Origin of the sequence: Serratia sp. Res13-Sevr-LER1-36-b (assembly GCF_015673035.1) — a bacterium.
Lineage (GTDB): Bacteria > Pseudomonadota > Gammaproteobacteria > Enterobacterales > Enterobacteriaceae > Chania > Chania fonticola_C.
Map to the genome: position 1 here is coordinate 79484 of NZ_JADACK010000031.1, position 25936 is coordinate 105419.

At 54.1% G+C, this 25936-nt stretch carries 22 protein-coding genes; 12 read left to right on the forward strand and 10 right to left on the reverse strand.

Annotation, left to right across the window (positions count from 1 at the left end; all coding sequences use genetic code 11):
- Positions 1-174: 174 nt before the first annotated feature.
- Positions 175-1257, forward strand: a complete 1083-nt coding sequence (locus IMQ33_RS20165; protein ID WP_065683958.1) for a mechanosensitive ion channel family protein — start codon at positions 175-177, stop codon at positions 1255-1257.
- A gap of 37 nt (positions 1258-1294) precedes the next feature.
- Here the strand turns inward: IMQ33_RS20165 and IMQ33_RS20170 are convergent, their stop codons facing one another.
- Complete coding sequence (locus IMQ33_RS20170) at positions 1295-1837, reverse strand: hypothetical protein (RefSeq protein ID WP_065684038.1); 543 nt, start codon at positions 1835-1837, stop codon at positions 1295-1297.
- A 230-nt stretch (positions 1838-2067) separates the two neighbouring features.
- Between IMQ33_RS20170 and IMQ33_RS20175 the strand changes: the two genes are divergently transcribed.
- From IMQ33_RS20175 to IMQ33_RS20185, 3 genes are read left to right on the forward strand one after another with little or no spacing between them, the layout of a single operon-like run.
- The gene (locus IMQ33_RS20175) at positions 2068-3102 is read left to right on the forward strand and encodes a glycosyltransferase family 9 protein (protein ID WP_098929479.1); all 1035 of its coding nucleotides are present in this window, start codon (positions 2068-2070) and stop codon (positions 3100-3102) included.
- Positions 3103-3124: 22 nt separating this feature from the next.
- Entirely contained in the window at positions 3125-3619 is a 495-nt protein-coding gene (locus IMQ33_RS20180) for a molybdopterin-dependent oxidoreductase (protein WP_024527650.1), read from the forward strand.
- On the forward strand, positions 3616-5403 hold the full coding sequence (locus IMQ33_RS20185) for an ATP-binding protein (RefSeq protein ID WP_065683956.1): 1788 nt from the start codon (positions 3616-3618) through the stop codon (positions 5401-5403). Before IMQ33_RS20180 ends, IMQ33_RS20185 begins: the two co-directional genes overlap by 4 nt.
- Here the strand turns inward: IMQ33_RS20185 and IMQ33_RS20190 are convergent.
- Positions 5393-6244: a helix-turn-helix domain-containing protein gene (locus tag IMQ33_RS20190; protein ID WP_098929477.1), complete on the reverse strand. Its 852-nt coding sequence runs from the start codon at positions 6242-6244 to the stop codon at positions 5393-5395. The two genes, IMQ33_RS20185 and IMQ33_RS20190, sit on opposite strands and share 11 nt — an antisense overlap.
- A gap of 409 nt (positions 6245-6653) precedes the next feature.
- On the reverse strand, positions 6654-7190 hold the full coding sequence (locus IMQ33_RS20195; protein ID WP_226906696.1) for a TetR/AcrR family transcriptional regulator: 537 nt from the start codon (positions 7188-7190) through the stop codon (positions 6654-6656).
- A 385-nt stretch (positions 7191-7575) separates the two neighbouring features.
- Between IMQ33_RS20195 and IMQ33_RS20200 the strand changes: the two genes are divergently transcribed.
- Positions 7576-8796: a Tm-1-like ATP-binding domain-containing protein gene (locus IMQ33_RS20200; RefSeq protein ID WP_196061864.1), complete on the forward strand. Its 1221-nt coding sequence runs from the start codon at positions 7576-7578 to the stop codon at positions 8794-8796.
- A 70-nt stretch (positions 8797-8866) separates the two neighbouring features.
- Here the strand turns inward: IMQ33_RS20200 and spy are convergent, their stop codons facing one another.
- On the reverse strand, positions 8867-9370 hold the full coding sequence (gene spy, locus IMQ33_RS20205) for an ATP-independent periplasmic protein-refolding chaperone Spy (RefSeq protein ID WP_098929472.1): 504 nt from the start codon (positions 9368-9370) through the stop codon (positions 8867-8869).
- Positions 9371-9781: 411 nt separating this feature from the next.
- Between spy and pdeR the strand changes: the two genes are divergently transcribed.
- A complete protein-coding gene (gene pdeR, locus IMQ33_RS20210; RefSeq protein ID WP_065683952.1) occupies positions 9782-11773 on the forward strand; it encodes a cyclic di-GMP phosphodiesterase in 1992 nt (663 codons plus the stop codon).
- 19 nt (positions 11774-11792) lie between these two features.
- On the opposite strand, the gene IMQ33_RS20215 is transcribed toward pdeR, so the two are convergent.
- Entirely contained in the window at positions 11793-12659 is an 867-nt protein-coding gene (locus tag IMQ33_RS20215; protein ID WP_065683951.1) for a crotonase/enoyl-CoA hydratase family protein, read from the reverse strand.
- A gap of 321 nt (positions 12660-12980) precedes the next feature.
- On the opposite strand from IMQ33_RS20215, the gene yhjD reads away from it, so the two are divergent.
- The 3 genes from yhjD (at position 12981) to IMQ33_RS20230 (ending at position 16485) form a co-directional block, all read left to right on the forward strand.
- The gene (gene yhjD, locus IMQ33_RS20220; protein WP_021181810.1) at positions 12981-13976 is read left to right on the forward strand and encodes an inner membrane protein YhjD; all 996 of its coding nucleotides are present in this window, start codon (positions 12981-12983) and stop codon (positions 13974-13976) included.
- A 341-nt stretch (positions 13977-14317) separates the two neighbouring features.
- Positions 14318-15640, forward strand: a complete 1323-nt coding sequence (locus tag IMQ33_RS20225; protein ID WP_021807376.1) for an MFS transporter — start codon at positions 14318-14320, stop codon at positions 15638-15640.
- A gap of 92 nt (positions 15641-15732) precedes the next feature.
- Positions 15733-16485: a CDP-diacylglycerol diphosphatase gene (locus IMQ33_RS20230; protein ID WP_196061858.1), complete on the forward strand. Its 753-nt coding sequence runs from the start codon at positions 15733-15735 to the stop codon at positions 16483-16485.
- 7 nt (positions 16486-16492) lie between these two features.
- Here IMQ33_RS20230 and IMQ33_RS20235 read toward each other — a convergent pair whose 3' ends face one another.
- Together IMQ33_RS20235 and pdeH are read right to left on the reverse strand one after the other, a co-directional pair.
- Positions 16493-18538 (reverse strand): AsmA family protein, encoded by a 2046-nt coding sequence (locus IMQ33_RS20235; protein ID WP_196061859.1) that lies wholly within the window; start codon positions 18536-18538, stop codon positions 16493-16495.
- 103 nt (positions 18539-18641) lie between these two features.
- Positions 18642-19442, reverse strand: a complete 801-nt coding sequence (gene pdeH / locus IMQ33_RS20240; RefSeq protein WP_186531206.1) for a cyclic-guanylate-specific phosphodiesterase — start codon at positions 19440-19442, stop codon at positions 18642-18644.
- A 142-nt stretch (positions 19443-19584) separates the two neighbouring features.
- On the opposite strand from pdeH, the gene IMQ33_RS20245 reads away from it, so the two are divergent.
- Together IMQ33_RS20245 and IMQ33_RS20250 are read left to right on the forward strand one after the other, a co-directional pair.
- Positions 19585-19788 (forward strand): 2-hydroxymuconate tautomerase family protein, encoded by a 204-nt coding sequence (locus IMQ33_RS20245; protein ID WP_021181815.1) that lies wholly within the window; start codon positions 19585-19587, stop codon positions 19786-19788.
- A gap of 153 nt (positions 19789-19941) precedes the next feature.
- Positions 19942-20874 carry a sugar kinase gene (locus IMQ33_RS20250; protein WP_173408518.1) on the forward strand — a complete coding sequence of 311 codons (933 nt, stop codon included), beginning with the start codon at positions 19942-19944 and terminating at the stop codon, positions 20872-20874.
- 87 nt (positions 20875-20961) lie between these two features.
- On the opposite strand, the gene ilvC is transcribed toward IMQ33_RS20250, so the two are convergent.
- A complete protein-coding gene (ilvC, locus tag IMQ33_RS20255) occupies positions 20962-22437 on the reverse strand; it encodes a ketol-acid reductoisomerase (protein WP_196061860.1) in 1476 nt (491 codons plus the stop codon).
- 168 nt (positions 22438-22605) lie between these two features.
- Between ilvC and ilvY the strand changes: the two genes are divergently transcribed.
- Positions 22606-23487, forward strand: coding sequence for an HTH-type transcriptional activator IlvY (gene ilvY / locus IMQ33_RS20260; RefSeq protein ID WP_024527663.1), 882 nt, complete (start codon positions 22606-22608; stop codon positions 23485-23487).
- 181 nt (positions 23488-23668) lie between these two features.
- Here the strand turns inward: ilvY and IMQ33_RS20265 are convergent, their stop codons facing one another.
- On the reverse strand, positions 23669-24370 hold the full coding sequence (locus IMQ33_RS20265) for a DUF2461 domain-containing protein (protein WP_196061861.1): 702 nt from the start codon (positions 24368-24370) through the stop codon (positions 23669-23671).
- Positions 24371-24391: 21 nt separating this feature from the next.
- A complete protein-coding gene (gene ilvA / locus IMQ33_RS20270) occupies positions 24392-25936 on the reverse strand; it encodes a threonine ammonia-lyase, biosynthetic (protein ID WP_021181821.1) in 1545 nt (514 codons plus the stop codon).

The window sequence follows — 25936 nt, forward strand, 5'->3', positions numbered from 1 at the left end:
CATCGTTGATTTCTGGGTACCGGTGCTATGATCGGCATAACTCAACCCGACAATGAGAGTTGGCTCTTGATCAGATCGCTCAAACCGGATTGAGTTCCTCAATTGAGCTACTATTGTGAAAAGCTATTGAGAGAAAATGAGCCTGGCATATAAGAAGAATTTAGGGGTGATGATATGGATAGCGAGTTTGTTTCTAATAATATAGCCAGCGTTAGCGTATTGGCAGTTTGTATTGTTGCTATTATTGGATTGACTATCTATGACCGTGAAAGAGAAAAGGGGAAATTTGGCGTTATCGTTCACGCTGCTCAATTTATTATTTGGGTATGTATTATTACCATACTCGGTGGCTACGCAGAAATTGCCGTTGCTGCGTATAAAATCTCATTTATTTCATCCCGTACCATCAATTTTTTCTGCACCACTCTCATTTCATTGATTTTGCTTAGAAAACTGTTTTTAATGATCAATCGTCTGGAAAAGAATCAAATCCAAAAAGGGCGAGACATCACGACTACGCACATTATTTCCCGCATATTAAAAGCCACGATTGTCGTTATCATGATACTGCTGTATGGCGAGCATTTTGGCATGAGCGTGTCGGGGTTGGTGACGTTCGGCGGGATTGGCGGCATTGCCATCGGTATGGCCGGGAAGGACATCCTAAGTAACTTTTTCTCTGGCATCATGCTGTACTTTGATCGTCCCTTTTCAATTGGTGACTGGATACGCTCACCGGATAGAAACATCGAGGGTACGGTTGTCGAGGTGGGTTGGCGAATGACCAAGATAACCACCTTCGATCAGCGGCCATTATATGTTCCAAACTCTGTGTTTTCATCGATCAGCGTTGAAAACCCGAGCAGAATGACCAATCGCCGTATCGAAGCCTCTATCGGCCTGCGCTATGAAGATGCGGACAAGATAGCAGGCATTACCCAGGATATATTGGCTATGCTAAAATCGGACGGTAATATCGATCAGAGCAAAACCCTGTTGGTTAATTTTAATTTATTTGGTGATTCATCATTAAATATCATGATTTACTGCTTTACCAAGACAACCGCTTGGGGTGAGTGGCTGACGGTACAACAGGCGGTTTACCTAAAGATCATTGATATCGTCCATCAGCATGGCGCTGACTTTGCTTTCCCAAGCAGCACGCTTTACTTCGACAACCAGAAGAACGAGATACCCGCAGGTAAGGAAGAAGCGAACGACAAATCGCCACCCCGGTCGCTTTCGGACATGCGGTGATTTGTCATTTATTACAGGTGGCCTTCAAGTAGGCAACTTACGGATTTGAGACAGCGGGTACCGGGATCTCCAATCCATAAAGGCGCAGCATGGCTGGCGTATCTTCAACGCCGGCAAAAACATAACGCGCCCGGATTGCCGCATTTTCCGGGATGGTAATATCCGCGTCTCCTGGCACCAATGCGGTTTTTAGCGGTGAAACAAAACCTTCCTTGTCTAACAGCATCAATGATTTACTTTCGTTCAGATTACTCAGGCGTACGATTTTGTCGGTTTTATTGCGTAGGGAAAGAGTCACTTTATATTCTTGAGCCGCAACTTTCTCAATGGAGGAAACCGAGGCGGTGACATTTTTAACCAGATTGTCTTTGTCGGTCACAATGATGGCTCCATCAACGCTGCTACCTGACTGACGGCCATCATCCACGCCATCTTTCAGGCCGCTGAGCGCATCTTTACCTGAAGCAATAACGCCTGAGACCACGCTTTTTACGCTGTCTTTCACCACGGCGGTTTCTTCGGCCCTAACGCCAGGGGTAGTAATCATCACCAAAACCAATGCCAGTACGCTCTTTTTCATCTCATTATCCTGCTTATCATTATCCATTGAAGACAATCTAGCGGAAAAAAACATGGTTGGCATCTTATCTATTGATTTGAGAGGCTTTCTTGCTGTTATTCGGATAAAGTTCACACTCCAGTCTTTTTAATGCTATTTAGCTTATTCTGACCTGCAAAGTGCGGCATTTTCTGCCATTCTTTTGCCTATTCCTCCAAGCCTTAGCCGCGCCTTCGTAGACAGGACAAATAATGGAAGTGTTAACAAAGGATGAAGTGTTATATCACCGGGGAAGTTTGCTGACAGCAGACGGCGTCATGGTCGCCTCATGGGATCTTGAGCAGCAGGAGAGCTTTTCCGGTGATTATTTTAGCCTGGCTGGCTACCGCGGTATCCGCAACGCCGCTGCGGCTCCTTTCAGCGTGGATTATTGTAACGAATCAGTCGTGCACATCATTAATGGCATGGGCGTAACGCTGGGCGATTCCATTATTGGCCTGACCGCGCTTGAGGCGCTGCGCGAGTTTAATTCCAACCTGCACACTATTATCTACCGGCCAGGGCGCGCGCCCCACTATGTCGATCAGCTTTATCATCTGGCGGCAGGCGTGGTGGCGGATTTACGTTGGCTGCCGTGGAAGGCAGAGCATATTCCAGAGCAAGAACTGTGTATCGATGCCGGTAATCAGCTGTTCTGGCCAGCCTTCACCACGTTGCCGATGATTGATTTCTTCCTGCAGGCGCTGGGCGTTGAACCTGCCGCTATTCCTGCCGCGGCGAAAGCCAACCGCTGGATGCAAAAACTGTGTCTGCCGCCATTACCTGAGCGCTGGCAGAATAAGCCCTACGTGCTGTTTTGCCCCACCGCCAGTACGCCGTTACGCAGCATCCCGGCCAGTGCCCATGTGCCATTGGTGAACGCCCTGTGGGAGAAATTTGCCTGCCCGGTGCTGGGGTTCGGCGCGGTAGATCATCCACATTATGTGGATATTCAACCGCTTTCCACCGCTACTGCTGATTTCCTGGCCTGGGTGAAGCATGCCCGCTATGTTCTGACATCGGATACCGCTGCGGTGCATATTGCCGCTGGCTACGATGTCCCAACCACCGCCTTCTTTACCTCAATCGCTCCCGAATTGCGGGTGCGAGACTATCCTTTATGTCAGCCTGTCTATTTTGCCATCCCCGAGCTGAACAACGTGCAGGCCAGCGCCAGAAAGCATGACCTGGAGCAGGTCGAACTAGCCTTTACTACCCTGATGCTAAACGAATTGCCGTGGGCCTGATCCCCGGTCTGGAGAACTACCGATGCTGTTGACCGCAATAAGAAATACCGCGTTTGCCCTGCTGGCTTTGGTCATTACCCAAACCAGCGCTCTCAGTTTCACCCTGGAAGTCGGCGGCAAGATTAAAAACACCACCGACGCCGAGAATAAAACCTATGTCTTTACCGATAAAGAGCTGTTTGCCATGCCGGTCCACAGCATCACGACCACCACTTCGTGGACGCCCAGAGTAAAATTCGATGGCGTATTGCTGGCAGATATTTTGGCTAAAGTGGGTGCCGAAGGCACCATGATGACGCTCTACGCGCTGAACGATTATTATATTGATGTGCCCATCTCGGACGTGGCTAAATACAATATGATCCTGGCTTATAAAATGGGCGGGGAAATGTTAAAGGTGCGCGATTTCGGGCCGCTGTTTCTGATCTATCCCCGCGATGCCGGGGGTGCGGAGCTCAACTCTCCGCTGTATAACTCGCGCTTTATCTGGCAGATCAACAGGATCGTCATTAAATGAAGTTAGTCAGGTTCAAAGACAGTGGCAGATTGGCTATTCCGGCCATTTTTGCCGCCTTATTCCTGCTCGCCTCGACGGTGACGCTGTATTACTACAGTGCCACCTTGTCCAAAAAAGGGCTGTATGCCGTTGCCGGTACGCAGGAAAACTACTCTTGGTCGATCGCCAAGTTCGCCATCAAGCTGGCGGAATTTGAAACCCTGGTGGAACAGCAAAAAAGCACCAATCAGGTGGATATCGATAACCTGAGGCTAAGGTTCGATATTCTCTATTCTCGCTATTCGGTGCTCGCCCGCCCGTCAGAATCGACCCTGCCGCTGTACCACGAACCTGGATATCCCGAGCTCGTTGAACGGATGCGCGAAGAAATAACTCAGCTGGATCAGTTGGTCAACAGCCCTCAGGTAGATCTGGGGCTGATTTCGCAGGCCATGCAACAGATCAAACCCTCCGCGATTATGATGGCCAACCTGGCGGACCACGCTGAAGTGAAGCAGCGTACCGGGGCTTACGAAGATTTTATCGAGAAAAGGCACATCATCTTTTATGGCCTGGTGATCATCATGTTCTCGGTGATCGCGCTGATTGCCATCACGCTGATCGTCATCCGCCAGCAGCGTCAAACCATCAGCCAACAGTCGAAGGCCATTCGCGCAGAGCAAAAGGCTATCCGCACCAAAAACGCCTTCCTCGGGGCCATCGGGCATGAACTTCGCACCTCGCTGCAAAGCATTATGTCCGCCATTGATGTGCTGACCAATACCCGCGTATCCCATGAGCACAAGGATACCTTCCACCGGTTGGAAACTGCCGCCGAGCAGATAGAAAGCCAGATGAAGGATCTCACCGATTATGCACGCCTGGACAGCGGCATGATGGAGCTGCGCATTGTTCCCTTTAATGCCCAACAGGTGATCGACGAAACGACGGATGAAATCGCCATGCTGACCCATAAACCAGGGGTCAAACTGGTACGTGAAGTGGAGTTTACCCATGCGCAGGTCTATTCCGACCCGCAGCGGCTAAGGCAAATCGTGGTTAACCTGCTGACCAACGCCTTTAAATATACCGAAAGCGGTACCATCACGCTGCACAGCTGCCTGCGTAGCCAACCTGCGGGGAGTTCGTTAATCATTGAAGTTACGGATACTGGCATCGGTATCGACAATGCCCTGCTACCGCAGATTTTTGAGCCCTTTACCCAACTCGATCAGTCAAATACTCGCCAATACAGCGGGGTTGGCATGGGGTTGGCGATCGTCCACGGCCTGGTTGAATTGCTCGATGGCACGATCACGGTGTACAGCGAAGTAGGAGAAGGCAGCACCTTTATCGTCAGCATCCCCGTTGAGATCAGTGAAGAACAGTTGCCAGAGCAAAGCCCACGCCCGGTAGCGACGCTGTTGAAAAAAGAGCAGCACATCCTGGTGGTGGACGACAATCCTGCCGCAGGCATGGCCTTTATCGCCCTGCTCGACAAATTGGGCTATCAATATGAGCTGTGTGACTCGTCGGAACGTGCGCTGCAAAAGCTGTTGCGGCGGCCTTACGATGCCTTGCTGCTCGATCTGCAAATGCCCGGCATCGATGGTGTGGCAGTGGCACAACAGCTGCGTGACCAGCGTGGCCCGAACCGTAATATCCCGATTATCGGTATCAGCGCCTATACGCCGGAGCTGCTGCCTAGCGAGCAACGCGCCATGTTTGACGATTATCTGATGAAACCGGTACGCATGGAGGCGCTATCCACCTCACTCACGTCGCTGTTTGTCGCTACAGATTAAAGCACCGTTGCAGTGCGGCTTCGATCACATGGAGCCGCACCGGCTTTTCATACGGGCCTAGCACGTCATAATCGCGCATCGCTCTGGCAATCTCTGACTCACGCAAATCGGTGCCCAACTGGCCGGTCAGCACCAGGATCGGCGCATCTGCATGATCGGAAGTGCGAATGGTTTCAATGCATCTCTGCGCCGTCTCATGGCCTATCAACCAATCCACCACGTAGCCATCAAACGGGTTTTTGGCCAGCGCCTGGCAGAAACTGCTGACGTCATAGAAAGCCACGGCGTTGAATCCTTGACTATTGAGATACTTGGTTAGCTCATCAGCGGCCTGATGTGCATCATCCAATACCGCAATGCTCAGGCGATCGTCTTCGATATGGCCGGGACGGATCTCGATCAGTTCGACAACAAAACGCTTGCCCTGTGGAGCCTCGCTGGCTCGATAAACGATCCACTGCCCATCCTGCTGCAAGCCAACAAATTCGGCCTGCTTGCTGCCCAATAGCTCGCTGCTAATGTGCGCCACACAAGGTAACGCCACCCCGGCCACAGAAAAGATGGCATCCTGTGCCACAGTGGACCCAACAGGCTCGCTTTCGGGGAGAATGTCGACGATGGACGCCGGCGTTTCTCCCAAGGCCAGTGCCACGCTGTTGATTTGTTCCAGCGTCCATGGGCTCTGGCCTTTCAGCTTGCGGTGAGCATGGGAAAAACTCAGATCCAAAATGCGGCTGAGCTCCTTGGCATGTTGTCGCTTGCCGATCCCATGCTGCAAAAAGAGTTCCCTGACCTTGCCTGCAATCGACTGCGAATCGAATTTTTGATGATTGTTAAACATTTTATCCTTCGATATATCTCGCTGATTTTTCAGTCGCTTTGACACCCATACGTACAAAAACGTTATCGAAATCTCGCATACTATACAATCTTAGCCTAATAGCTTGCTTGACATACCATCTTTTATGGTCAAACATGGTATCAGAAGTGATGTATTATAAAAACGATAGTAAAACGATAAGTCAGTAATAACCATACCGACACCAGGGAAATTATAAGCCGGCCACAACACCTGATTAAAGTATCGACAGGGAGTTGCAAGCTGAGCAAGTTTAACCGCAGAGTTAATTGCTTCACCCCTCGTTAAGCCGGGGCCCGCAAGGGTTCCGGTTTTTTATTTGCCCAAAACCCAATGAAAAGGCCGGAGAACACTCCCCGGCCCGTCAGCATGGCCAACCTCGATCGGCAGATTACCCTCCAGCGTTGGCATCTTCCTCAGCCTGGCGAATGATGGCTTTGGCCATCCACTGGGTCACATCTTGAATATCATCGAGCTCTAAACCCCAAATGTCCTTCAGCACCAGGAACACCTCGGAACCATAAATCAGCGAAAAGGCGTGGATCACGCGTTGCAGGGCTTCAGCAGGGAGTTTGTTCTGCAAGGGCTCCACCGCCAGCTTCAACAGCCGCTTGCGATTGCCACGCACAAACTTTTCGCCGGGCGTCGCGTTAGCCCATTGCTGGAGCGATAGTTGTAACGCCGCACGTAGCGCGCCTTCATGCTGCTCCATCTGCGGATAGGCAAACGCCAACAGTTGATGAATGCGCTTGAGCGCATCGTTATCCTGCGGTTGCCATTCAAGGATCGGCCCCAGGCTTTTCGCCACAACGGCGGAGATCAGGGCGCTTTGGGTGGGGAAATAGCGATAAGCGGTGGCGCGGGAGACCTGCGCATGCGCCGCTAGCTCTGTAATCGAAGGGAAGACACCACCATCGTAGAGCTCCATCGCACAGGCCAGCAGCAAGCTGCGGGTTTTGGCACGAGTATGTGTCAAAGATTCATCCCGCGGAGCGGGAAATGCGGATATTGGCACGTTTTCCTCGAACTTCCTCGTATCTTCCAGCCTTGGAGTCAATACGATAGACAGCCTCACCGACAGATCCTGGCCCATCGGCAGCGTAAAAAATCATAGCTAAGATAGCCAAAAACGGGACACAAGTCTCACTTTAAACAAATTAATGCTTGCAAAAATGATACGGCAGTCTCATTATGACCAACAAATAAACGATAGTACCTTATTGTCCGACACCAGGGTTCACAACCTACAATAAAAAATAGCATTAAAATCAATTTGTTCAGACTTTTGTCTGAACCTTTTTCAGGAACAGATGATGAGCAGCACCCCAGGTTTTGTCTATATTGCTACCACAGCAGATACTAAAGGACAAGAACTGGAATATGTCCGTCATCTGATCACCAATCTCGATTTACCCGTCATCACCCTCGATCTCTCCACTTCCGGTAAGCCTTCTCTGTATCACGCGGACGTTTCTGCACATGAGATCGCGGGTTACCATCCGGAAGGTGAACAAGCCGTTTTTTGTGCTAATCGCGGGCAGGCGATTGCGGCCATGGCTATCGCTTTTGAGCGCTTCATGCTCTCACGCCGTGATATTGCTGCACTACTCGGTTTGGGCGGGTCTGGTGGCACCGCAATCATCACGCCCGCCATGCAACAGTTGCCCATCGGCCTGCCAAAACTGATGGTATCGAGTATGGCTGCGGGTGATGTCGCCGGCTATGTCGGCTCCAGCGATATTGCCATGCTGTATTCCGTCACCGATATCGCCGGGCTAAATCGCATTTCACGCAAGGTATTGAGCAATGCCGCCAACCAGATAGCCGGGGCCATCCGCTTTCATATCGATGATGATGCCGACAGCAAACCCGCCACCGGCCTGACCATGTTTGGCGTCACTACGCCTTGTATCAAGGCCGTGACCAGCGCCATTGAGCACGACTGGGATTGCCTGGTGTTTCACGCTACCGGCAGTGGTGGCCAGGCTATGGAAAAGCTGATCGACAGCCGCTTGCTCAACGCCGTATTGGATCTGACCACCACCGAGGTGTGCGACTATCTGTTTGATGGCGTGTTGGCCTGCAACGAAGATCGCTTTGGGGCCATTGCCCGCACTGAGATCCCTGGTGTGATGTCATGCGGAGGGCTGGATATGATCAACTTCGGTCACCCGAAAACCATTCCGGCCCGCTACGCCAATCGTCAATTTTATTGCCACAACAGCCAGGTAACGCTGATGCGCACCACGGCGCAGGAGAATACCCAGTTGGGGCGATGGATTGGCAGCAAGCTGAACGCCTGTGCCGGGGAGGTATGCTTTGTAGTACCGCTGGGGGGCTTTTCAACCTTGGATGCGCCAGGGCAGCCCTTCTGGGATCCACAGGCGCTGGGCGCTTTTGTTCACTCGCTGGAACGGACGCTGGTACAGACCGCAAAACGCCGGTTGCTCAAAGTGCCGTACCATATCAACGATCCCCTGTTCGCCGCGGTTATTATCGAACAATTTAATGCCATTGCTGCTACGTCTAAATAATCCTGTCAGAAAATAAAATAAAAAAAGCCGGGCAAATAACCCGGCATTTTTATTTTGACAGCAATGTTAATTATTCAGCAGCAGGGACATGATCGCGCATTTTTTTCATATGCTCCATCATCTTCTGCTCACGTTTCTGATAATTCTCATTGTATTGTTTTTTCTGCTCTGGCGTTAGCAGGTTATACATTTTGTTTTCCGCTTTGGCGCGTTCCAGCATGTGCTCAGATTGCGCTTTACCGATCGCATCGATCTGGGCTTTTGCCTTGGCTTCGTCGAAGCTTTCCGAAGCGATCATGCTGTGCAGTGCCTGGCGCTCGTCTTTAGCACCCGGGCCGCGTTTTTGATGCGACTCTTTCATGATATCGCGCATCTGCTGGCGCTGCTCTTTGGTCAGGTTCAAGCCAGCAAAAGGACTGTCTCTTTTTGCGTCTTTATAGTGCATCATTTTCACCGGGGCGGCGGTTGTGGCCGATGCGGTTGCCGGGGCGGTAGTTGCGTCGGCTGCGAAGGCGGCAGAAGCAGAACCCAGGGCTAACGTTGAAGCGACAAATAAAGCAGTCAGTTTACGCATAATTATTTCCTTAAAAGTTATTCTTCATCAGGAGCGCTGTACGTTAACAGGCTCACTATCTCGTCGTCGGAAATAATAGTATGCGTATGAATATATAGTAATGCGATGGAGTGTAAATTTTTTAAAATCAAAAATGGTAATATTCGTCAATTATGAATAAATTATGGAGAAGGCGTCTGTTATTTGGAAGATTACATTGCCCAAGCGTAATTATTAGTGTGGCTTTTGTCCACCTCCAGCCAGGGATTAATTTAGCATCCCTAGCCACAACCCTGGCTCAACGAAGCCAAAAACTGATTTTCGCACACTGCGCGGTTCTCTTTTACACTCTATACAGACGTCGTTCACGCGATCCCCATCGTCTTTCAGGTTGCAGCGTAGGGTCCGGCTGTCCCTTTTTGAGGAATGAACATGTTCGCAGACCAAGGCCCGATACTCCTAAACACTCATTTTGGCACCAGCAGCCCTTACTGGCATCTGGCGTTTGACAGTAATGCCCTGCAGTTGACGGCAATCAAAGGCAAAACACACCTTGCCGTGGCCCTCGACGAAATGCAGGCAGCGAAAATCCGCCGTCTGAGCGGGGTCACCGCCAGCCTGGATCTGACCATTCTGCTCAGCGGCCAACCCATCCACCTGCATTTGGTCGGCCGCCGGGTCAATAAATTAGAGTGGGCGGGTACCGCCTCTGCCTATACCGATACCGAGGCCGTGGCACGTGATTTGGTGCACGGCCTATCGTTTGCCGAACAGGTGGTGTCAGAAGCTAATTCCGTCATTGTCATCGTTGACCAACACGGCCGCGTCCAGCGCTTTAACCGCCTGAGCGAAGAGTATACCGGCCTGCAGGAACAGGATGTGATCGGCAAAAACGTCTTCAAGATGTTTATGAGCCCCGAAGAGGCCGCTGCATCCCGGCGCAATATTGCCACCTTCTTTCGCAACGGGGCCTCCTATGAGGTGGAGCGCTGGATCAAAACGGTCAAAGGCGAGCGGTTATTCCTGTTCCGCAACAAGTTCGTCCACAGCGGCAGCGGCAAAAAAGAGGTGTTCCTGATCTGTTCCGGCACGGATATCACCGAAGAACGCCGCGCCCAGGAACGCCTGCGGCTATTGGCCAATACCGATACCATCACCGGCCTGCCAAACCGCAACGCCATTCAGGATGATATTAACCGGGCGATTAGCGAACGCGGTGACAGCCACATTGGGCTGGTCTATCTCGATCTGGATAACTTCAAAAAAGTGAACGACGCCTATGGGCATATGTTTGGCGATCGCTTGTTGATCGAGGTGTCCCACGCCATTCTCAGTTGCCTGGATCATGGAGAAAAACTTGCCCGTCTGGGAGGCGATGAATTTCTGGTGCTGGTTACCCAGGCCGACCGGATCATGCTGCAAGAGCTGGCACAGCGCATTATCGATCGCTTGCAAATGCCCTTCCGCATCGGCCTGATCGAGGTCTACACCGGCTGTTCGATTGGCATTGCCCTGTGCCCGCAACATGGCCACGATCTGGACAGCCTGATCCGCAGCGCCGATACCGCCATGTACGTTGCCAAGGAACACGGCAAACGCACCTTTATCGTCTTCTCGCCGGAAATGAACCGCCGCGTTGCCGAATACATGTGGCTGGATACCAATCTGCGTAAGGGGCTGGAACAGGAGCAACTGGTGGTGTATTACCAACCCAAGATCACAACGCTCAACGGCGCCGTGCACAGCGTAGAGGCGCTGGTCCGCTGGGATTCGCCGGAGCGCGGGCTGATCCCACCATTACAGTTTATCTCCTACGCCGAAGAGTCCGGGCTGATTGCCCCACTTGGCCGCTGGGTGCTGCAAACCGCCGCTAAACAGGCAGCCATTTGGCAACAGCAAGGGCTGAATCTGCGCATCGCGGTTAACCTTTCCGCCAGGCAGTTAGTGGATGACAGCGTGGTAAACGATCTGGTTGAGGTACTGCGAGAAAATCAACTTTCTCACTGCACGCTGGATTTTGAACTGACCGAAAGCAGCCTGATAGAAGATGAAAACCGGGCGCGTGAGGTGATCGCCCGACTACGGGCCTTGGGTGCACAGGTACATCTGGATGATTTTGGCACCGGCTACTCCTCTCTGGCCCAGTTGGCACGTATCCCGCTGGACGCCATCAAGCTGGATCAAAGCTTTGTTCGCGGCGTCAATCTGGCCCCGGTATCACAATCACTGATACGCGCCATCGTCGCGGTCGCCGCAGCGCTACAGTTCAAGGTGATTGCCGAAGGGGTTGAGACAGACAGTGAAAATCGCTTCCTGGACTGCGTAGGAGTCGATGAAAAACAAGGATTCCTGTTCGCCCGGCCGATGCTGCCCGAGCAATTGGAACAGTGGCTGAAAACCTATAGCCCGCAATCACCAAAGTGATGCGGGCGGGAATTAACGCTTAGCCAGCGTGACGCTGATTAAGCGTGTGCCGATCCTGCAAGATCACCAACCGCTCAATGTACAGGCGATCCTTCTCCTCGATGGTAAAGGCCGAATGCACCCAATCCTCGGTAATATCCATCAGCTCGGAGCGGGTTAACTGCAATACCCGCTGACGCGCGCGCAACATGGCACGCATACCGTTCAGCTTGGGCCTGATGGTGTCGATAAAGGTACGAGTCGCCATATAGGCATCCCCCGGTTGAAACAGCTTATCCACCAGCCCATAGCTTTCGAACCATTCGGCAGTATGAGATTCCCCACTCCAGATCAGTTCTTCTGCCAAGCGCATGCCTGCCTTGCGGGCTACCAGTGAATAACCCCCCATACCGGGAAACAGATTGAAGGCGATTTCTGGGAATCCCATCCGCACATTGTTCTGCGCCAAAACAAAATGGTGCGCCAATGCCGCCTCAAAACCGCCCCCTAGCGCGCTGCCCTCCACCATGGCAATGCTGATGGCTCCGGTATCAAAGCCTCGTGCTGCGGCATGCACACAGTCGATACAGGCCCGGGCATACGCCATCATCGCCTCACGCTTGCGGTTTTTGATCGCTTCGGCAAAAAAGCTCAGATCCCCGCCGACGTTAAACATGTTTTGCACCAGCGAGCCGGTGACCCAAAAGTCGAACTGCAACGTCGACTCTTTCGCCGCCTGCGCCAGCGTCATGATGTCTTCGATCAGTGCCTGATTGAAGCAAGGGCGCGGCTCTGCACGCATTAGCATCCACATAATGTGGCGATCTTCCTCGTAATAAGCGGAAAGTTGCGACAGGTTGCCCGCTTCGGTAAATGGGCGACAGGTGGGATGATTGAATAATTTCATAAGACCTTCCATTTTATCTATTGATTCAGGAGATAACCGTTCCAGCCCCTACGGCTGCAGTAGGCGCAAACCGGGTAAAAAAGCGCGCGCCATAAGATGAGTAAAAGCCTTCCTGGCGCTGAGATAGATAAAATTGCAGGGATCCGGCAGAAAAACAGACGTGTGGTGAAGAGGACAAAATCGAACGTTCTTGCTCGCAGCGGTTGGTAGGAGCCATCATCAGAATTAACCCAATCTCGTCCATTAGCGACCAAATCGAGGGCATATTTGGCTATAATCAAGCACATGCCCATTGATTTACCTGAAGGATACCGTGACGTAATGCAGAATAAAGCCGCTCCAGAGCAGCCTGAGGCCATTGAGAAACCGACGATCGCCATCAAAACCGGCAACCAAAAACTGGATAAAGGCCTTTCGGGGTTCGCTCGCCTGATAGAGCGCGTTAAAGCCTGGCCCACCATCGCTCACCTGCTGCGAGCCACCGAACGCTTCAACGACCGTCTTGGCAGCCAGTTTGGCGCCGCCATTACTTACTTCTCGTTTCTCTCTCTGATCCCGATCCTGATGGTGTCGTTTGCCGCCGTGGGCTTTGTGCTGGCATCTAACCCGGATTTGCTGGCCGAATTGATCAACAAGATCGTCAATAGCATCAGCGATCCCACGTTGGCCAGTACCTTGAAGAACACGGTGAACACCGCCATTCAGCAACGTACCACCGTCGGCCTGACCGGCCTGGCGCTGGCGCTGTACTCCGGCATCAGTTGGATGGGTAACCTGCGTGAGGCGATCCGCGCCCAGTCCCGTGACGTTTGGGAACGTAATCCGCAGGATCAGGAGAAAATCTATTTTCGCTACACCCGCGATTTTATTTCATTAACCGGCCTGGTGGTGGCACTGATCGTCACGCTGTCGTTAACCTCGATTGCGGGTTCTGCCCAGGCGGCCATCGTGCATGCGTTGGGGCTGGATGGCATTGAATGGCTACGGCCGGCGATGACGCTGATCGCGCTGTCGATCTCCATCTTTGCCAACTACCTGCTGTTTCTGTGGATCTTCTGGATGCTGCCGCGCCATAAGCCGAAGAAAAAAGCGCTGCTGCGCGGTACGCTAATCGCCGCAATTGGCTTTGAGGCGATCAAGTTTGTGATGACCATGACGCTGCCGCAGGTCGCCAAATCGCCTTCCGGTGCCGCCTTTGGCTCGGTGATCGGGCTGATGGCGTTCTTCTACTTTTTTGCCCGCCTGACGCTGTTTTGCGCCGCCTGGATCGCCACGGCACAGTATAAAGAGGACAAAACCCTGCCGCAGGGCAAGTGAATATCCGCCATCAGCATTGCATTCATGCCAGTCGCAAGGTTGCGACTGGTTTTTTATTTCGATAATCAAACCAAAAAGCAGTCAATAGCTCTAAAACCAGACTAACCAACCGGCCAAAACCAGCATAACAAACTACCCTATAACTTTTCTTTGCACCTTTTCCAGTCATTCTCTCTGCTTATAGCTCACTTCACCACGTTAACGACCATAGAACATCAACTCGTTAAAACATTAGTCTTTTTAACAGTTTATTTGCCAGATAGTACAAAATCTCCCCGTTGAAAAGCCATTTTGCTATGACTAAGATGAATTTTTCCCTAGTCAAAATATAAGAAATAACTATGCAAGCCACCATCGCAACCCCCTTGGACGCCGATGCCGCGTCCACACCGGTTAACTCCCGGGGAAAAGTCATCGTCGCCTCTCTGGTCGGTACCGCCATCGAGTTCTTTGATTTCTATATTTATGCCACCGCTGCGGTGATCGTGTTCCCGCATATCTTCTTCCCACAGGGCGATCCTGCCGCCGCCACGCTGCAATCGCTGGCCACCTTCGCCATCGCCTTTGTGGCGCGGCCAATCGGTTCTGCGCTGTTCGGCCACTTCGGCGATCGCGTCGGGCGGAAGGTGACTTTGGTGGCTTCACTGCTGACCATGGGGATTTCCACCGTGCTGATCGGCCTGCTGCCAAGCTATGCAACCATTGGCATCTTTGCACCGATCCTGCTGGCGCTGGCACGCTTTGGCCAAGGCCTGGGTTTGGGTGGCGAATGGGGAGGTGCCGCGTTGCTGGCCACCGAGAATGCGCCTGCCAACAAGCGGGCGCTGTACGGCTCGTTCCCACAGTTAGGGGCACCGATAGGCTTCTTCTTCGCCAACGGCACCTTCCTGCTGCTCTCCTGGTTGCTGACTGACGAACAGTTCATGACCTGGGGCTGGCGCGTACCGTTTATCCTCTCTGCCGCGCTGGTGCTGGTGGGTCTGTATGTGCGTATTTCGCTGCACGAGACTCCGGTTTTTGCCAAGGTGGCCAAAGCGGGCAAACAGGTAAAGGTCCCGCTCGGGACGCTGCTGAGCAAGCACAAAAAGGCCACCATCCTGGGTACCTTCATCATGCTGGCTACCTATACGCTGTTCTACCTGATGACCGTTTACTCCATGACCTACGGCACGGCCGCAGAGCCGCTGGGGCTGGGCTATTCGCGTAACAGCTTCCTGTGGATGCTGATGGTGGCAGTGATTGGGTTTGGCGTGATGGTGCCGATCGCCGGTTTGCTGGCCGATGCCTTTGGCCGCCGCAAGACCATGATTGTCATCACCCTGTTGATGATCGGCTTTGCCTTCCTGTTCCCGAGCATGCTGGGTTCCGGCAATCAGCTGTTGGTAATGGCTTTCCTGCTGCTTGGGCTGAGCATTATGGGCCTGACCTTTGGCCCGATGGGCGCACTGCTGCCTGAACTGTTCCCAACCGAAGTGCGCTACACCGGGGCCTCGTTCTCGTATAACGTGGCCTCGATCCTGGGGGCTTCGGTAGCGCCTTATATTGCGACCTGGTTAGCTAACAACTACGGGCTGTTCTACGTTGGTATGTACCTGGCGGCCATGGCCAGCCTGACGCTGATCGCGCTGTTGCTGATGAAAGAAACCCGCCACACGTCGCTGTAATCCTCTCCCGGCCCCCTACCTATGGGGGCCTGTTTGTCTGTTGTCACAAATCCCGGCTATGCTATCCCCCCATTTGCTGAGGAAACCCGCCCATGTCGTTGCGCCGTTGGCTCTGTTTGTCTGTTACGTTGCTGATTATTATCGCCATTGCCGCCTATTTCTGGCTGAAACCGGCCCACCCGGATGTACTGTGGCATATCGTCAACCAGCAATGCCTGCCAAATCAGCAACAAAACCATAATCCGGCCCCCTGCGCACAGGTAGATGAGCAGGCCGGGTTCGTAGTGCTGAAAGACCGCAATGGGCCCTTGCAATACCTGTTGATGCCAACGGTCAAAATCACCGGCATTGAAAGCCCGCAGATATTACAGCCCGACACCGCCAACTTCTTCGCCTTAGCCTGGCAGGCCCGGCATTTTATGGCAGATAAACTCGGTAAACCGATCGACGATGCCGTCATCTCACTGGCGATCAACTCTGAATACGGCCGTACGCAAAATCAGCTGCATATTCATATCTCCTGCCTGCAACCGGCGGTAAAAATCCGGCTGGCGCAGCTGCAAGGGGATTTCAGCGAAAGCTGGCAGCCGCTACCCGGTGGATTGCTGGGGCATGATTATTTGGCTCGCCGCGCCAGCGCTGCTGAACTCAAGCAGCTTGGGGCATTCCGTTTGCTGGCTCAGGGCGTTGAGGGCGCACGTGAAAGCATGGGGAGCTACGGCATGGCGATGACGGCCTTGCCGGGAGGGGATTTCCTGCTGTTGGCTGTGAAACGTAACCTATGGCAGCTGAATCTGGCCTCCGCCGAAGAGATCCAGGATCACAGCTGCCAGGTACTACAGTAATCTTGGGTCACTTCTTGTTCTTCATCTGCTGCAGGATCTTGCCACACTGGTTTTCTTCGCCACCGTCACTCGGTGAAACCAGGGCCAGCAATGCCGCTGCCGGAGCAACGACAACGCCCAACGCCACAGCAGCCACCCCGCGGGCAATCAACGGCCCGGCCTTCACGCCCGCGTCCGGTTTTTTGAACGTCCCTTTGACATACAGCGGCGAACGCAGGGTCAGCACCCGCATCCCTTTGCTCTCCGGGTCGATGGACAGATCCAGCCGCTCGGTGGCGAAATTGATGTTGCCGGTGATGTTGATAATGGCGTTTTCCGTATCAAACACGAACAGCCGCGGCGTCGCCAACCCGCTGCGAATGCCGACATCCGCCGCCGCACAGTTGATCCCCACCTCGTCATCGCCAAACAGTTGAGCTACCAGGTAGTTGCCTACGTTCAGGCCCAGAATTTCCATCAGGCTGCGGCTGATCACGCCGTCATTGATCAGCAGGCGCAGGTCGCCGCTGCTGGTTGCCAGCAAGTCGGCTACCGAGTTGCCGCTGCCTGTCAATTTAGCATCGCCGTTCAATTCTCCCAGGCTACGCTTCATCGACTCCACGTTCGGCAGCAGCTGTTTCAGCTGGAACTTACGCGCATGCATATCCACCCGGCCCTGCATCGGGCTCTTGCTACCATCAAGACGGACGGTGGCATTCAGGTTCCCCCCGGCCACGCCGAAGCGCAGCGGGTCCATCAGGATCACCGCGTTATCCAGCTTAAGGTGGGTATTCAGATCGCTCAGCGGCAGCGAACTGCCATGCTCAATGCGTTTGGCGGTAAATTTGACGTCGGCATCCATTACCCCCCAGCTTTTGGTTTCGAACTTCTCAACCGGCAGCACTTTATCGCTCGGCTGGCGGGTCTTCTCGCCGCGATTGGCTTTCTGCTGATTGGAGTCCGCACCGATTAATGGCGCAAGATCGGCAAAACGCAGCTGTTTGGAAAGCACTTCACCACTCAACTTGGGCCGAGGGTGGCTCGCAACGTACTTCAAATCCCCATGGATATCGCTGTCACCGATCTTGCCGTCAAAGCCCTGATACTGGAATACCGCACCGCCCGGTTGATGCAGCTGGGCGATCAGATGACCATCGGTAGAATAAGGAGGGGTATTCGGTAACAACACGCCGGTCAGCGCATACAGGTTTCCCAGGCTGTCACCGGAGAATTTCAGCCGTAGATCCAGACCGCCAAGGTTCAGCGGATCGGATAACGTCCCCGCGACCTGCACTCTGGTATTGCCGGAACGGACATCGGCCTGCAGTGGGAACGGTATATCAGCGCTTTGCAGTGACAGCATGCCACCCATCTTGCCGCTGCCTGACAGCGCTTCACCGTGGTATTTTCCTTTAACCTTCCAGCCGAAAACATAATCCGGCGTCGTCACTTTATCCCCCGGCTGTTTACCCGCAACTTCACTAAAGGGCAGAGGCTTGCCAAGCGGGTCGATCAACGCCTGGAAGTCGGCCTTGAGCGTGGCGTCTTTAAAATCAATCTGGCCGCGATCGAACACGATATCGTGAATGCTGACCGACCAGTTTGACTGTGGTTGGTTGGGGTCTTTATCGGCGCTGTTGGCCAGGTTGAAGGTCCAGTTATTGTCACCGTTCGCCAGGCGCTGTAGCGAGGCATTTGGCTGCTTCAACCAGATACGCGGGATCAGTACCTCTTTGCCCAGCAGCGCCAATGGCGCGATCGAGGCATCGACACGTTGCAGTGTGACCATCTCGTCGCCCGGTATTTTGGCCGGGTTGCCCAGCATAATATCTTCGGCGTGGATATGAGGCCACGGTACCCAGGCATGCCAGCCCCCCTCATCCTGGTGACGTTCCCAGTTAACGCCCAGATCGCCACGAATAGCAAACGGGCGCTGCAGCTCGGCAGAGACTTTGCTATTGATGGTGGGTTTGAGACGGTTCCAATCGAAGGTGGCAATGAACACCACCAAAACCACGACGATCAGCAGTACGATGCCGCCAATCCAGCTAAACGTTTTGCCTGTTCTTGTCATAACGGTTCCCTCGAGGCGATAGCAGACTGCTCAAATTGATAAGCAGCCTTACTGAAAGCCTAGTAGAGGATAGGCTAGAGTTCACGCTTTGGGAACTAATGGATCAGGGAGTAGGGGCAATAAACCGCATAGGCAGGGTTTTAAGCTGGTCAAAATGTGCAGGGCGGCTAAGGTAATACCCTTGGGCGGCAAACGCGCCAGAGCGCTGTACCAGTCGCCATTCCTGCTCTGTTTCTACCCCTTCGACAATCACCCCGTCGCTGTGCTGGCTCATCAGGCGCACGAGAGTAAAAAACAGCTGGATGCCCTCATCGCTCTGCTTGAGCAACATAAACAGCTCGCGCGCCACCTTGATATACTGATAACGCCAACTGCTGACCGCGGAGAAATTCGCCAGCCCGCTACCGAAATCATCCAGCCACAGGCGCTCCGCCCCGGGGATATGCTGCAGCGGCCCATTCAACGCCCTGTCTGCCTGCTCCACCAGCTCAAAACGCAGGTAAGGCATGACGCTGATTTGCCGCTGCATCGCCGGATGCAGTTGCAGTGCCTGCAATGCCTTACCGTCGATATTGATGGAGACCATTAGCGCATGACGGGTAAACAGGGGCTGCCATTGCTGCAGTAAATCGAGCTGTTCCTGAATGACCGCCAGGCGCTGGCGTAGCCCCAGTGCAGCAAAGTAATGTTCTGGGGATACCGGCTTGCCCGGTGACGCCGGATGATGTACCGCCGTGAGCAACTCCACCGCCAGCAGTTTGCCGCAGGTGCGGTAAATGGGTTGAAAAGTATACAAACGCCGACACTGCCGCCAGTAATGGAAGACCTTGGCACGCTGCCAGGCGGCAAACAATGGCGTCAGTAAACCAGAGATCATGTTGGTTATCATCGGTACTATCGCCATTAGGGAATGGGAACGATAACGTTGCCGGAAATTTGTCGATCTTGTTATCGGCAACGCACAATAAAACTTTAAGCTTGGGTAAAAGGTCCCTACATTAAGCCATTACCTACATGCAACGTTTCTATAACAAGAGGAAATTTTAATGCCCTACGTAAATATCAAAATTACCCGCGAGGGTGCAACCGCGGAGCAGAAAAAACAGCTAATCGCAGGCGTAACCCAACTGTTGGTCGATACGCTCGGCAAAAACCCCGCCACTACCGTGGTGGTGATCGATGAAGTGGAAACCGATAACTGGGGGATTGGTGGTCAATGCGTCACCGATCTGCGCGCGGCAGCCAAGTAGTTTTTCTTCCTCAGCGGCGGGAAACCACGCGTTTCCCGATCGCGATCATAAACTAATTAAAACGCTGTTTTATTCCTATTGACTCATTTCGCCCTTGCGTTGAGACTGGACGTATTCGCAGCAACCAGACTCATTATCAAGCCAGGGATTATCATGAACAGCAAAAACCTCGCCGTGATCGGCGAATGCATGATCGAACTGTCGCAGAAAGGCGCCGATCTCAGCCGTGGATTCGGTGGCGACACTCTCAACACTGCCGTCTATATCGCCCGCCAGGTGCCGCAACAGGCTCTGAACGTGCATTATGTCACCGCACTGGGCACCGACAGCTTCAGCCGGGAAATGCTGCAAACCTGGCAGCAGGAGCAGGTGAAAACCGATCTGATCCAGCAATTGGACAACAAGCTGCCGGGGCTGTACGTGATCGAAACCGACGATACCGGCGAGCGCACCTTCTATTATTGGCGTAACGATGCTGCCGCCCGCTACTGGCTGGATGGCCCGCAGGCAGAGAGCCTGTGCGCGCAGCTGGCGCAGTTTGATTACCTGTATCTGAGCGGTATCAGCGTGGCGATCCTCAACCCTGCCAGCCGGGCCAAATTGCTGACCCTGCTGCGCCAATGCCGGGCCAACGGCGGCAAAGTGATCTTCGATAACAACTATCGGCCACGGCTGTGGCAAAGCCAGCAAGAGACTCAGCAGGCCTATCGCGAGATCCTGGCCTGTACCGACATCGCTTTCCTGACGCTGGATGATGAAGATTTACTGTGGGGTAAACAGCCGGTTGAGCAGGTGGTGAGCCGTACCCGCGACTTTGGCGTAAGTGAGATTGTGATTAAGCGTGGCGCAGATTCCTGCCTGGTCTTCTGTGCCAATGGGGAAACCCACGATGTACCAGCAGTCAAACTGCCAAAAGAGAAAGTGATTGATACCACCGCCGCCGGGGACTCCTTCAGCGCGGGCTATCTGGCTGTACGCCTGACCGGCGGTGATGCAGTTAGCGCGGCCAAGCGTGGTCACCTGACCGCCAGCACGGTGATCCAGTATCGCGGGGCCATTATCCCACGCGAGGCGATGCCGCAGTAATTTCCGTCGTCTAGATAGGCGAAAGGCCAGCAACGATGCTGGCCTTTTTAGTTGGCCCGATAAATCGGGCCGCTACAATCTTGGTGCTTAACCAGCTACTGCGATACGTTTCATATCGGTCATATAGCCACGCAGTTTGCGGCCAACGGATTCGATTGGGTGGTTACGCACCGCTTCGTTCACGTCACGCAGCTGCGCGTTGTCAACGGTGGTACCAGCAACAGATTTACCCAGATCGCCCACCTGCAGAGTGGTCATGAACTCTTTCAGCAACGGTACCGCCGCATAAGAGAACAGGTAGTTACCGTATTCTGCGGTATCGGAGATCACCACGTTCATTTCATACAGACGCTTACGCGCGATGGTGTTGGCGATCAGCGGCAACTCGTGCAGTGATTCGTAGTAAGCAGACTCTTCGATGATGCCTGAATCCACCATGGTTTCGAAGGCCAGCTCAACGCCCGCTTTCACCATTGCTACCATCAGTACGCCGTTGTCGAAGTATTCCTGCTCGCTGATTTTGCCTTCAAACTGCGGCGCGGTTTCGAAAGCGGTTTTGCCGGTCTCTTCACGCCAGGTCAGCAGTTTCACATCGTCTGCGGCCCAGTCTGCCATCATACCGCTGGAGAACTCACCAGAGATGATGTCGTCCATGTGCTTCTGGAACAACGGAGCCATGATGCCTTTCAGTTGCTCAGACAGCGCATAGGCACGCAGTTTCGCCGGGTTGGACAGACGATCCATCATCAGGGTGATACCGCCCTGCTTCAGCGCTTCGGTGATGGTTTCCCAGCCGAACTGGATCAGTTTTTCTGCGTACGCCGGGTCGGTACCTTCAGACACCAGCTTGTCGAAGCACAGCAGAGAACCCGCTTGCAGCATACCGCACAGGATGGTCTGCTCGCCCATCAGGTCAGATTTCACTTCTGCCACGAAGGAGGATTCCAGCACGCCTGCACGGTGGCCGCCGGTGGCTGCCGCCCATGCCTTGGCAATCGCCATGCCTTCGCCTTTTGGATCGTTTTCCGGGTGAACCGCGATCAGCGTTGGTACACCGAAACCACGTTTGTATTCTTCACGTACTTCGGTACCTGGGCACTTAGGCGCAACCATCACTACGGTGATGTCTTTACGAACCTGCTCGCCCACTTCAACGATGTTGAAGCCGTGGGAGTAGCCCAGCGCAGCACCGTCTTTCATCAGCGGCTGTACGGCACGAACTACTGAGGTGTGCTGCTTGTCTGGCGTCAGGTTAACTACCAGATCGGCCTGCGGGATCAGATCTTCGTAGGTGCCAACCTTGAAGCCGTTCTCGGTGGCTTTGCGCCATGAGGCACGCTTCTCGGCAATCGCTTCTTTACGCAGCGCATAAGCCACGTCCAGGCCGGAATCACGCATGTTCAGACCCTGGTTCAGACCCTGAGCACCACAGCCGACAATCACCACTTTTTTCCCTTTCAGGTAGCCAGCTTCATCCGCAAATTCGTCACGCGCCATGAAACGGCACTTACCCAATTGCGCCAACTGCTGACGCAGGTTCAATGTGTTGAAATAGTTAGCCATGGTGATGCTCCAGTTAGATGTTGTGTCGTGCAATATTATTCTCATCCCCGCCCTGTCGGTACGGGATCCGTTGAAACCAATGTATAACAGGAATTGCGTTGCTTAAATTGATATATTACGAACGTGACGTTGCAATTTCTGCAACACCCCGCTGCGAGCGTACTGATTATGGACTTACGTGATCTCAAGCTGTTCCTGCACCTGGCGGAAAGCCATCACTTTGGCCGTACCGCCAAGGCGATGCACGTCAGCCCCTCCACGCTTTCCCGCCAGATCCAACGGCTGGAAGAAACGCTTGGACAACCGCTGTTTCTGCGTGATAACCGCACCGTAGAGCTGACCGATGCGGGTGAACAGCTGAAAGTGTTCGCACAACAAACGCTGCTGCAGTATCAGCAGTTGAAACATTCGCTTGGCCAGCACGGCCCATCGCTGAGCGGCGAACTGCGCTTGTTCTGCTCTGTCACCGCCGCTTACAGCCATCTGCCGCCGATCCTCGATCGCTTCCGTGCTCAGCATCCCCTGGTTGAAATCAAATTGACCACCGGTGATGCCGCCGATGCGGTGGACAAAGTACAGTCCAACGAGGCCGACCTTGGTATCGCCGGGCGGCCTGAAACCCTCCCCACCAGCGTCGCTTTCACCCAAATCGGTGAGATCCCGCTGGTGCTGATTGCTCCCGCTCTGCCGTGCGCGGTTCGAACGCAGGCTTTTGCCGAGCAGCCGGACTGGGCCAATATGCCGTTTATCCTGCCGGAGCATGGCCCGTCACGAAAACGCATCGAGCTGTGGTTCCGCCGCCAGCACATCACCAATCCGCTGATTTACGCCACCGTCGGTGGGCATGAGGCGATTGTTTCGATGGTGGCATTAGGCTGCGGTATCGCGTTGATCCCCAGCGTGGTGGTAGACAATAGCCCGGAGCCAGTTCGCAACCGCATTTCTCAGTTGGAGAATATCTCGATGGTCGAACCGTTCGAACTGGGGGTCTGCGTGCCGAAAAAACGCCTCAACGAACCGCTAATTGAGGCGTTCTGGCAACTTTTGTGAATAGCAGTGCGATCCCCACTCAAAACTCAATGAGGTTGTTTATCACAACTTAATAATATCCTATGGATTTCAAATCACAGCTAGGCGGCCAGCTCGCTCATCCCCAGGAGCTTACTTTTGGGTAAGTGACAGGGGGGAGTGAGTGCAGCCAACAGCGCTGTGCTTGAAAGACGACGGGTATTCATAGGTCTTGGGGATCGACCTGCTTCATCGCTTCTACCTGCATCAGCCACTGGTACAGCGGCTCCAACTGCTGGAAACTCTGGGTCAAGGTTGCGACCAGATCGGTGCTGAACAGCTTTTCCACCTGATTATCTGTGGCCATCACCGCAAAGGACTTACGGTTGTACCAGGTGGCAATCTCCGGTGCCTGCTCCAACACTCGCGGGCGCTTATAGCTTTCCCCCACCAGCTCGAACGGCGCGCGGCAGCACTCGGCCACCTCCAAAAACGCCTGTGGCCTGCGCAGCAAGGTATGGCGAAACAGATCCATGGTGGCTTTGTCGGCGCTGTAATAGCCCAGGCCATAACGCAGCATGTCCGGCCCCAGCTCAAAGAAATACACCGGTGCCAGCTTCCAGTCTTTGCTTGGCCGCTTGAAGGTCAGCCACATACGGCTACGATAGCGGGATTTATCATGGGAAAAACGCGTGTCGCGATGAATGCGCGACAGCGTTTTGCCAATGGCCGGACGGGTTTCAAACTGCGGGTCAATCATCAGCATCGCAGGACTCAGCGCATCCACCAGCGAACGAAACGGCGTTAACAGCTCACGGTCATACACGCCCCGATTGGCATCAAACCACTCCTTGTCGTTCTCGATCCGCACCTGTTGCAGGAAGTCCAGCCCTTGTTGGCTGAACCCGGTGAACTCATTACTCATACGCTATCCTTGTCGCCGATGTTAGCCTTGCAGGAAGAACCGGAAGGCCGGGTTGTCGGTCTCATCATGGCAGTCGTAACCCAACGCCTGCAGGTGCTGCTCAAACTCTGGCTCGGTCTGCGAAAGCTCAAACCCTGCCAACACGCGACCAAAATCGGTGCCGTGGCTGCGGTAGTGGAACAGCGAAATATTCCAGTGCGTGCCCAGCGTTTGCAAGAACTTGAGCAGAGCACCCGGTGACTCTGGGAACTCAAAGCTGTACAGACGCTCACGCAGCGGTTTCGAAGGCCGCCCGCCAACCATGTAACGCACGTGCAGTTTCGCCATCTCATCGTCGGACAGGTCCACTACCTGATAGCCATCACGGTTCAGCTCATCGATGATTTCCAGCCGCTCGGTATGGCCTCGGGTCAGGCGGACACCGACAAAGATGCAGGCGTTGTCGGCATCGGCATAGCGGTAGTTGAACTCGGTAACCGCACGGCCGCCCAACAGTTGGCAGAACTTCAGGAAGCTGCCCTTCTGTTCTGGAATGGTCACCGCCAGCAGCGCTTCGCGTTGTTCGCCCAGTTCGCAGCGTTCGGAAACGTAGCGCAGGCCGTGGAAATTCACATTGGCACCGGAAAGCACGTGGGCCAGCCGCTCACCCTGAATATTGTGCTGCTGCACGTATTTTTTCAGCCCTGCCAACGCCAGCGCGCCGGAAGGTTCAGCGATGGCCCGCACGTCTTCGAACAGGTCTTTCACCGCTGCGCAGATCGCATCGCTATCAACGGTGATCACGTCATCAAGGTATTCACGGCACAAACGGAAGGTTTCATCACCGATGCGCTTTACCGCCACGCCTTCGGCAAACAGCCCAACGCGCGCCAGATCGACCGGCTGCCCGGCATCCAGCGCCGCACGCAGGCAGGCCGAATCCTCGGCTTCCACGCCAATCACTTTGATTTGTGGCATCAACTGCTTGATCAGCACCGCTACACCGGCCGCCAGGCCGCCACCGCCAACCGGGACAAACACCCGGTCCAGGTGCGCGTCCTGCTGCAACAGCTCCATCGCCAAAGTGCCCTGCCCGGCAATCACTGCCGGGTGATCGAACGGTGGCACGAAGGTCATGCCCTGCTGCTGCGAGAGCTCAATCGCCTTGACCTTGGCTTCGTCGAAGTTGGCACCGTGCAGTAACACTTCACCGCCGAAGCCGCGCACCGCATCAACCTTGATATCCGCCGTCGACACCGGCATCACGATCAGGGTTTTGATCCCCAAACGGTTGCCGGAAAAGGCGACGCCCTGCGCATGGTTGCCCGCAGAGGCCGTGACCACGCCACGTGCCCTCTGCTCTTCATCCAGGCTGGCAATCATCGCGTAAGCCCCGCGCAGCTTAAAGCTGTGCACCGGCTGGCGATCTTCGCGCTTCACCAGAATGGTATTGCCGAGGCGCGCAGAGATCTTGCCCATTGTCTGTAACGGGGTGACCTGAGCCACCTCGTAAACTGGCGAGCGGAGTACCGCTCGCAAATATTCGGCGCCGCAGGGGGCGTCGGGTAGGGGTTGTGATACCGCCAT

Excerpts from the sequence above, each read along its gene's own strand:
- IMQ33_RS20225 (WP_021807376.1), top strand. The coding sequence starts at position 14,318 with ATGCAAGCCACCATCGCAACCCCCTTGGACGCCGATGCCGCGTCCACA.
- IMQ33_RS20180 (WP_024527650.1), top strand. The coding sequence starts at position 3,125 with ATGCTGTTGACCGCAATAAGAAATACCGCGTTTGCCCTGCTGGCTTTG.
- IMQ33_RS20230 (WP_196061858.1), top strand. The coding sequence starts at position 15,733 with ATGTCGTTGCGCCGTTGGCTCTGTTTGTCTGTTACGTTGCTGATTATT.
- IMQ33_RS20250 (WP_173408518.1), top strand. The coding sequence starts at position 19,942 with ATGAACAGCAAAAACCTCGCCGTGATCGGCGAATGCATGATCGAACTG.
- IMQ33_RS20195 (WP_226906696.1), bottom strand. The coding sequence starts at position 7,190 with ATGGAGCTCTACGATGGTGGTGTCTTCCCTTCGATTACAGAGCTAGCG.
- IMQ33_RS20215 (WP_065683951.1), bottom strand. The coding sequence starts at position 12,659 with ATGAAATTATTCAATCATCCCACCTGTCGCCCATTTACCGAAGCGGGC.
- IMQ33_RS20235 (WP_196061859.1), bottom strand. The coding sequence starts at position 18,538 with ATGACAAGAACAGGCAAAACGTTTAGCTGGATTGGCGGCATCGTACTG.
- IMQ33_RS20165 (WP_065683958.1), top strand. The coding sequence starts at position 175 with ATGGATAGCGAGTTTGTTTCTAATAATATAGCCAGCGTTAGCGTATTG.
- IMQ33_RS20175 (WP_098929479.1), top strand. The coding sequence starts at position 2,068 with ATGGAAGTGTTAACAAAGGATGAAGTGTTATATCACCGGGGAAGTTTG.
- ilvY (WP_024527663.1), top strand. The coding sequence starts at position 22,606 with ATGGACTTACGTGATCTCAAGCTGTTCCTGCACCTGGCGGAAAGCCAT.
- ilvC (WP_196061860.1), bottom strand. The coding sequence starts at position 22,437 with ATGGCTAACTATTTCAACACATTGAACCTGCGTCAGCAGTTGGCGCAA.
- IMQ33_RS20200 (WP_196061864.1), top strand. The coding sequence starts at position 7,576 with ATGAGCAGCACCCCAGGTTTTGTCTATATTGCTACCACAGCAGATACT.
- pdeH (WP_186531206.1), bottom strand. The coding sequence starts at position 19,442 with ATGGCGATAGTACCGATGATAACCAACATGATCTCTGGTTTACTGACG.
- ilvA (WP_021181821.1), bottom strand. The coding sequence starts at position 25,936 with ATGGCGGTATCACAACCCCTACCCGACGCCCCCTGCGGCGCCGAATAT.
- pdeR (WP_065683952.1), top strand. The coding sequence starts at position 9,782 with ATGTTCGCAGACCAAGGCCCGATACTCCTAAACACTCATTTTGGCACC.
- yhjD (WP_021181810.1), top strand. The coding sequence starts at position 12,981 with ATGCAGAATAAAGCCGCTCCAGAGCAGCCTGAGGCCATTGAGAAACCG.
- IMQ33_RS20170 (WP_065684038.1), bottom strand. The coding sequence starts at position 1,837 with ATGAAAAAGAGCGTACTGGCATTGGTTTTGGTGATGATTACTACCCCT.
- IMQ33_RS20190 (WP_098929477.1), bottom strand. The coding sequence starts at position 6,244 with ATGTTTAACAATCATCAAAAATTCGATTCGCAGTCGATTGCAGGCAAG.
- spy (WP_098929472.1), bottom strand. The coding sequence starts at position 9,370 with ATGCGTAAACTGACTGCTTTATTTGTCGCTTCAACGTTAGCCCTGGGT.
- IMQ33_RS20265 (WP_196061861.1), bottom strand. The coding sequence starts at position 24,370 with ATGAGTAATGAGTTCACCGGGTTCAGCCAACAAGGGCTGGACTTCCTG.
- IMQ33_RS20245 (WP_021181815.1), top strand. The coding sequence starts at position 19,585 with ATGCCCTACGTAAATATCAAAATTACCCGCGAGGGTGCAACCGCGGAG.
- IMQ33_RS20185 (WP_065683956.1), top strand. The coding sequence starts at position 3,616 with ATGAAGTTAGTCAGGTTCAAAGACAGTGGCAGATTGGCTATTCCGGCC.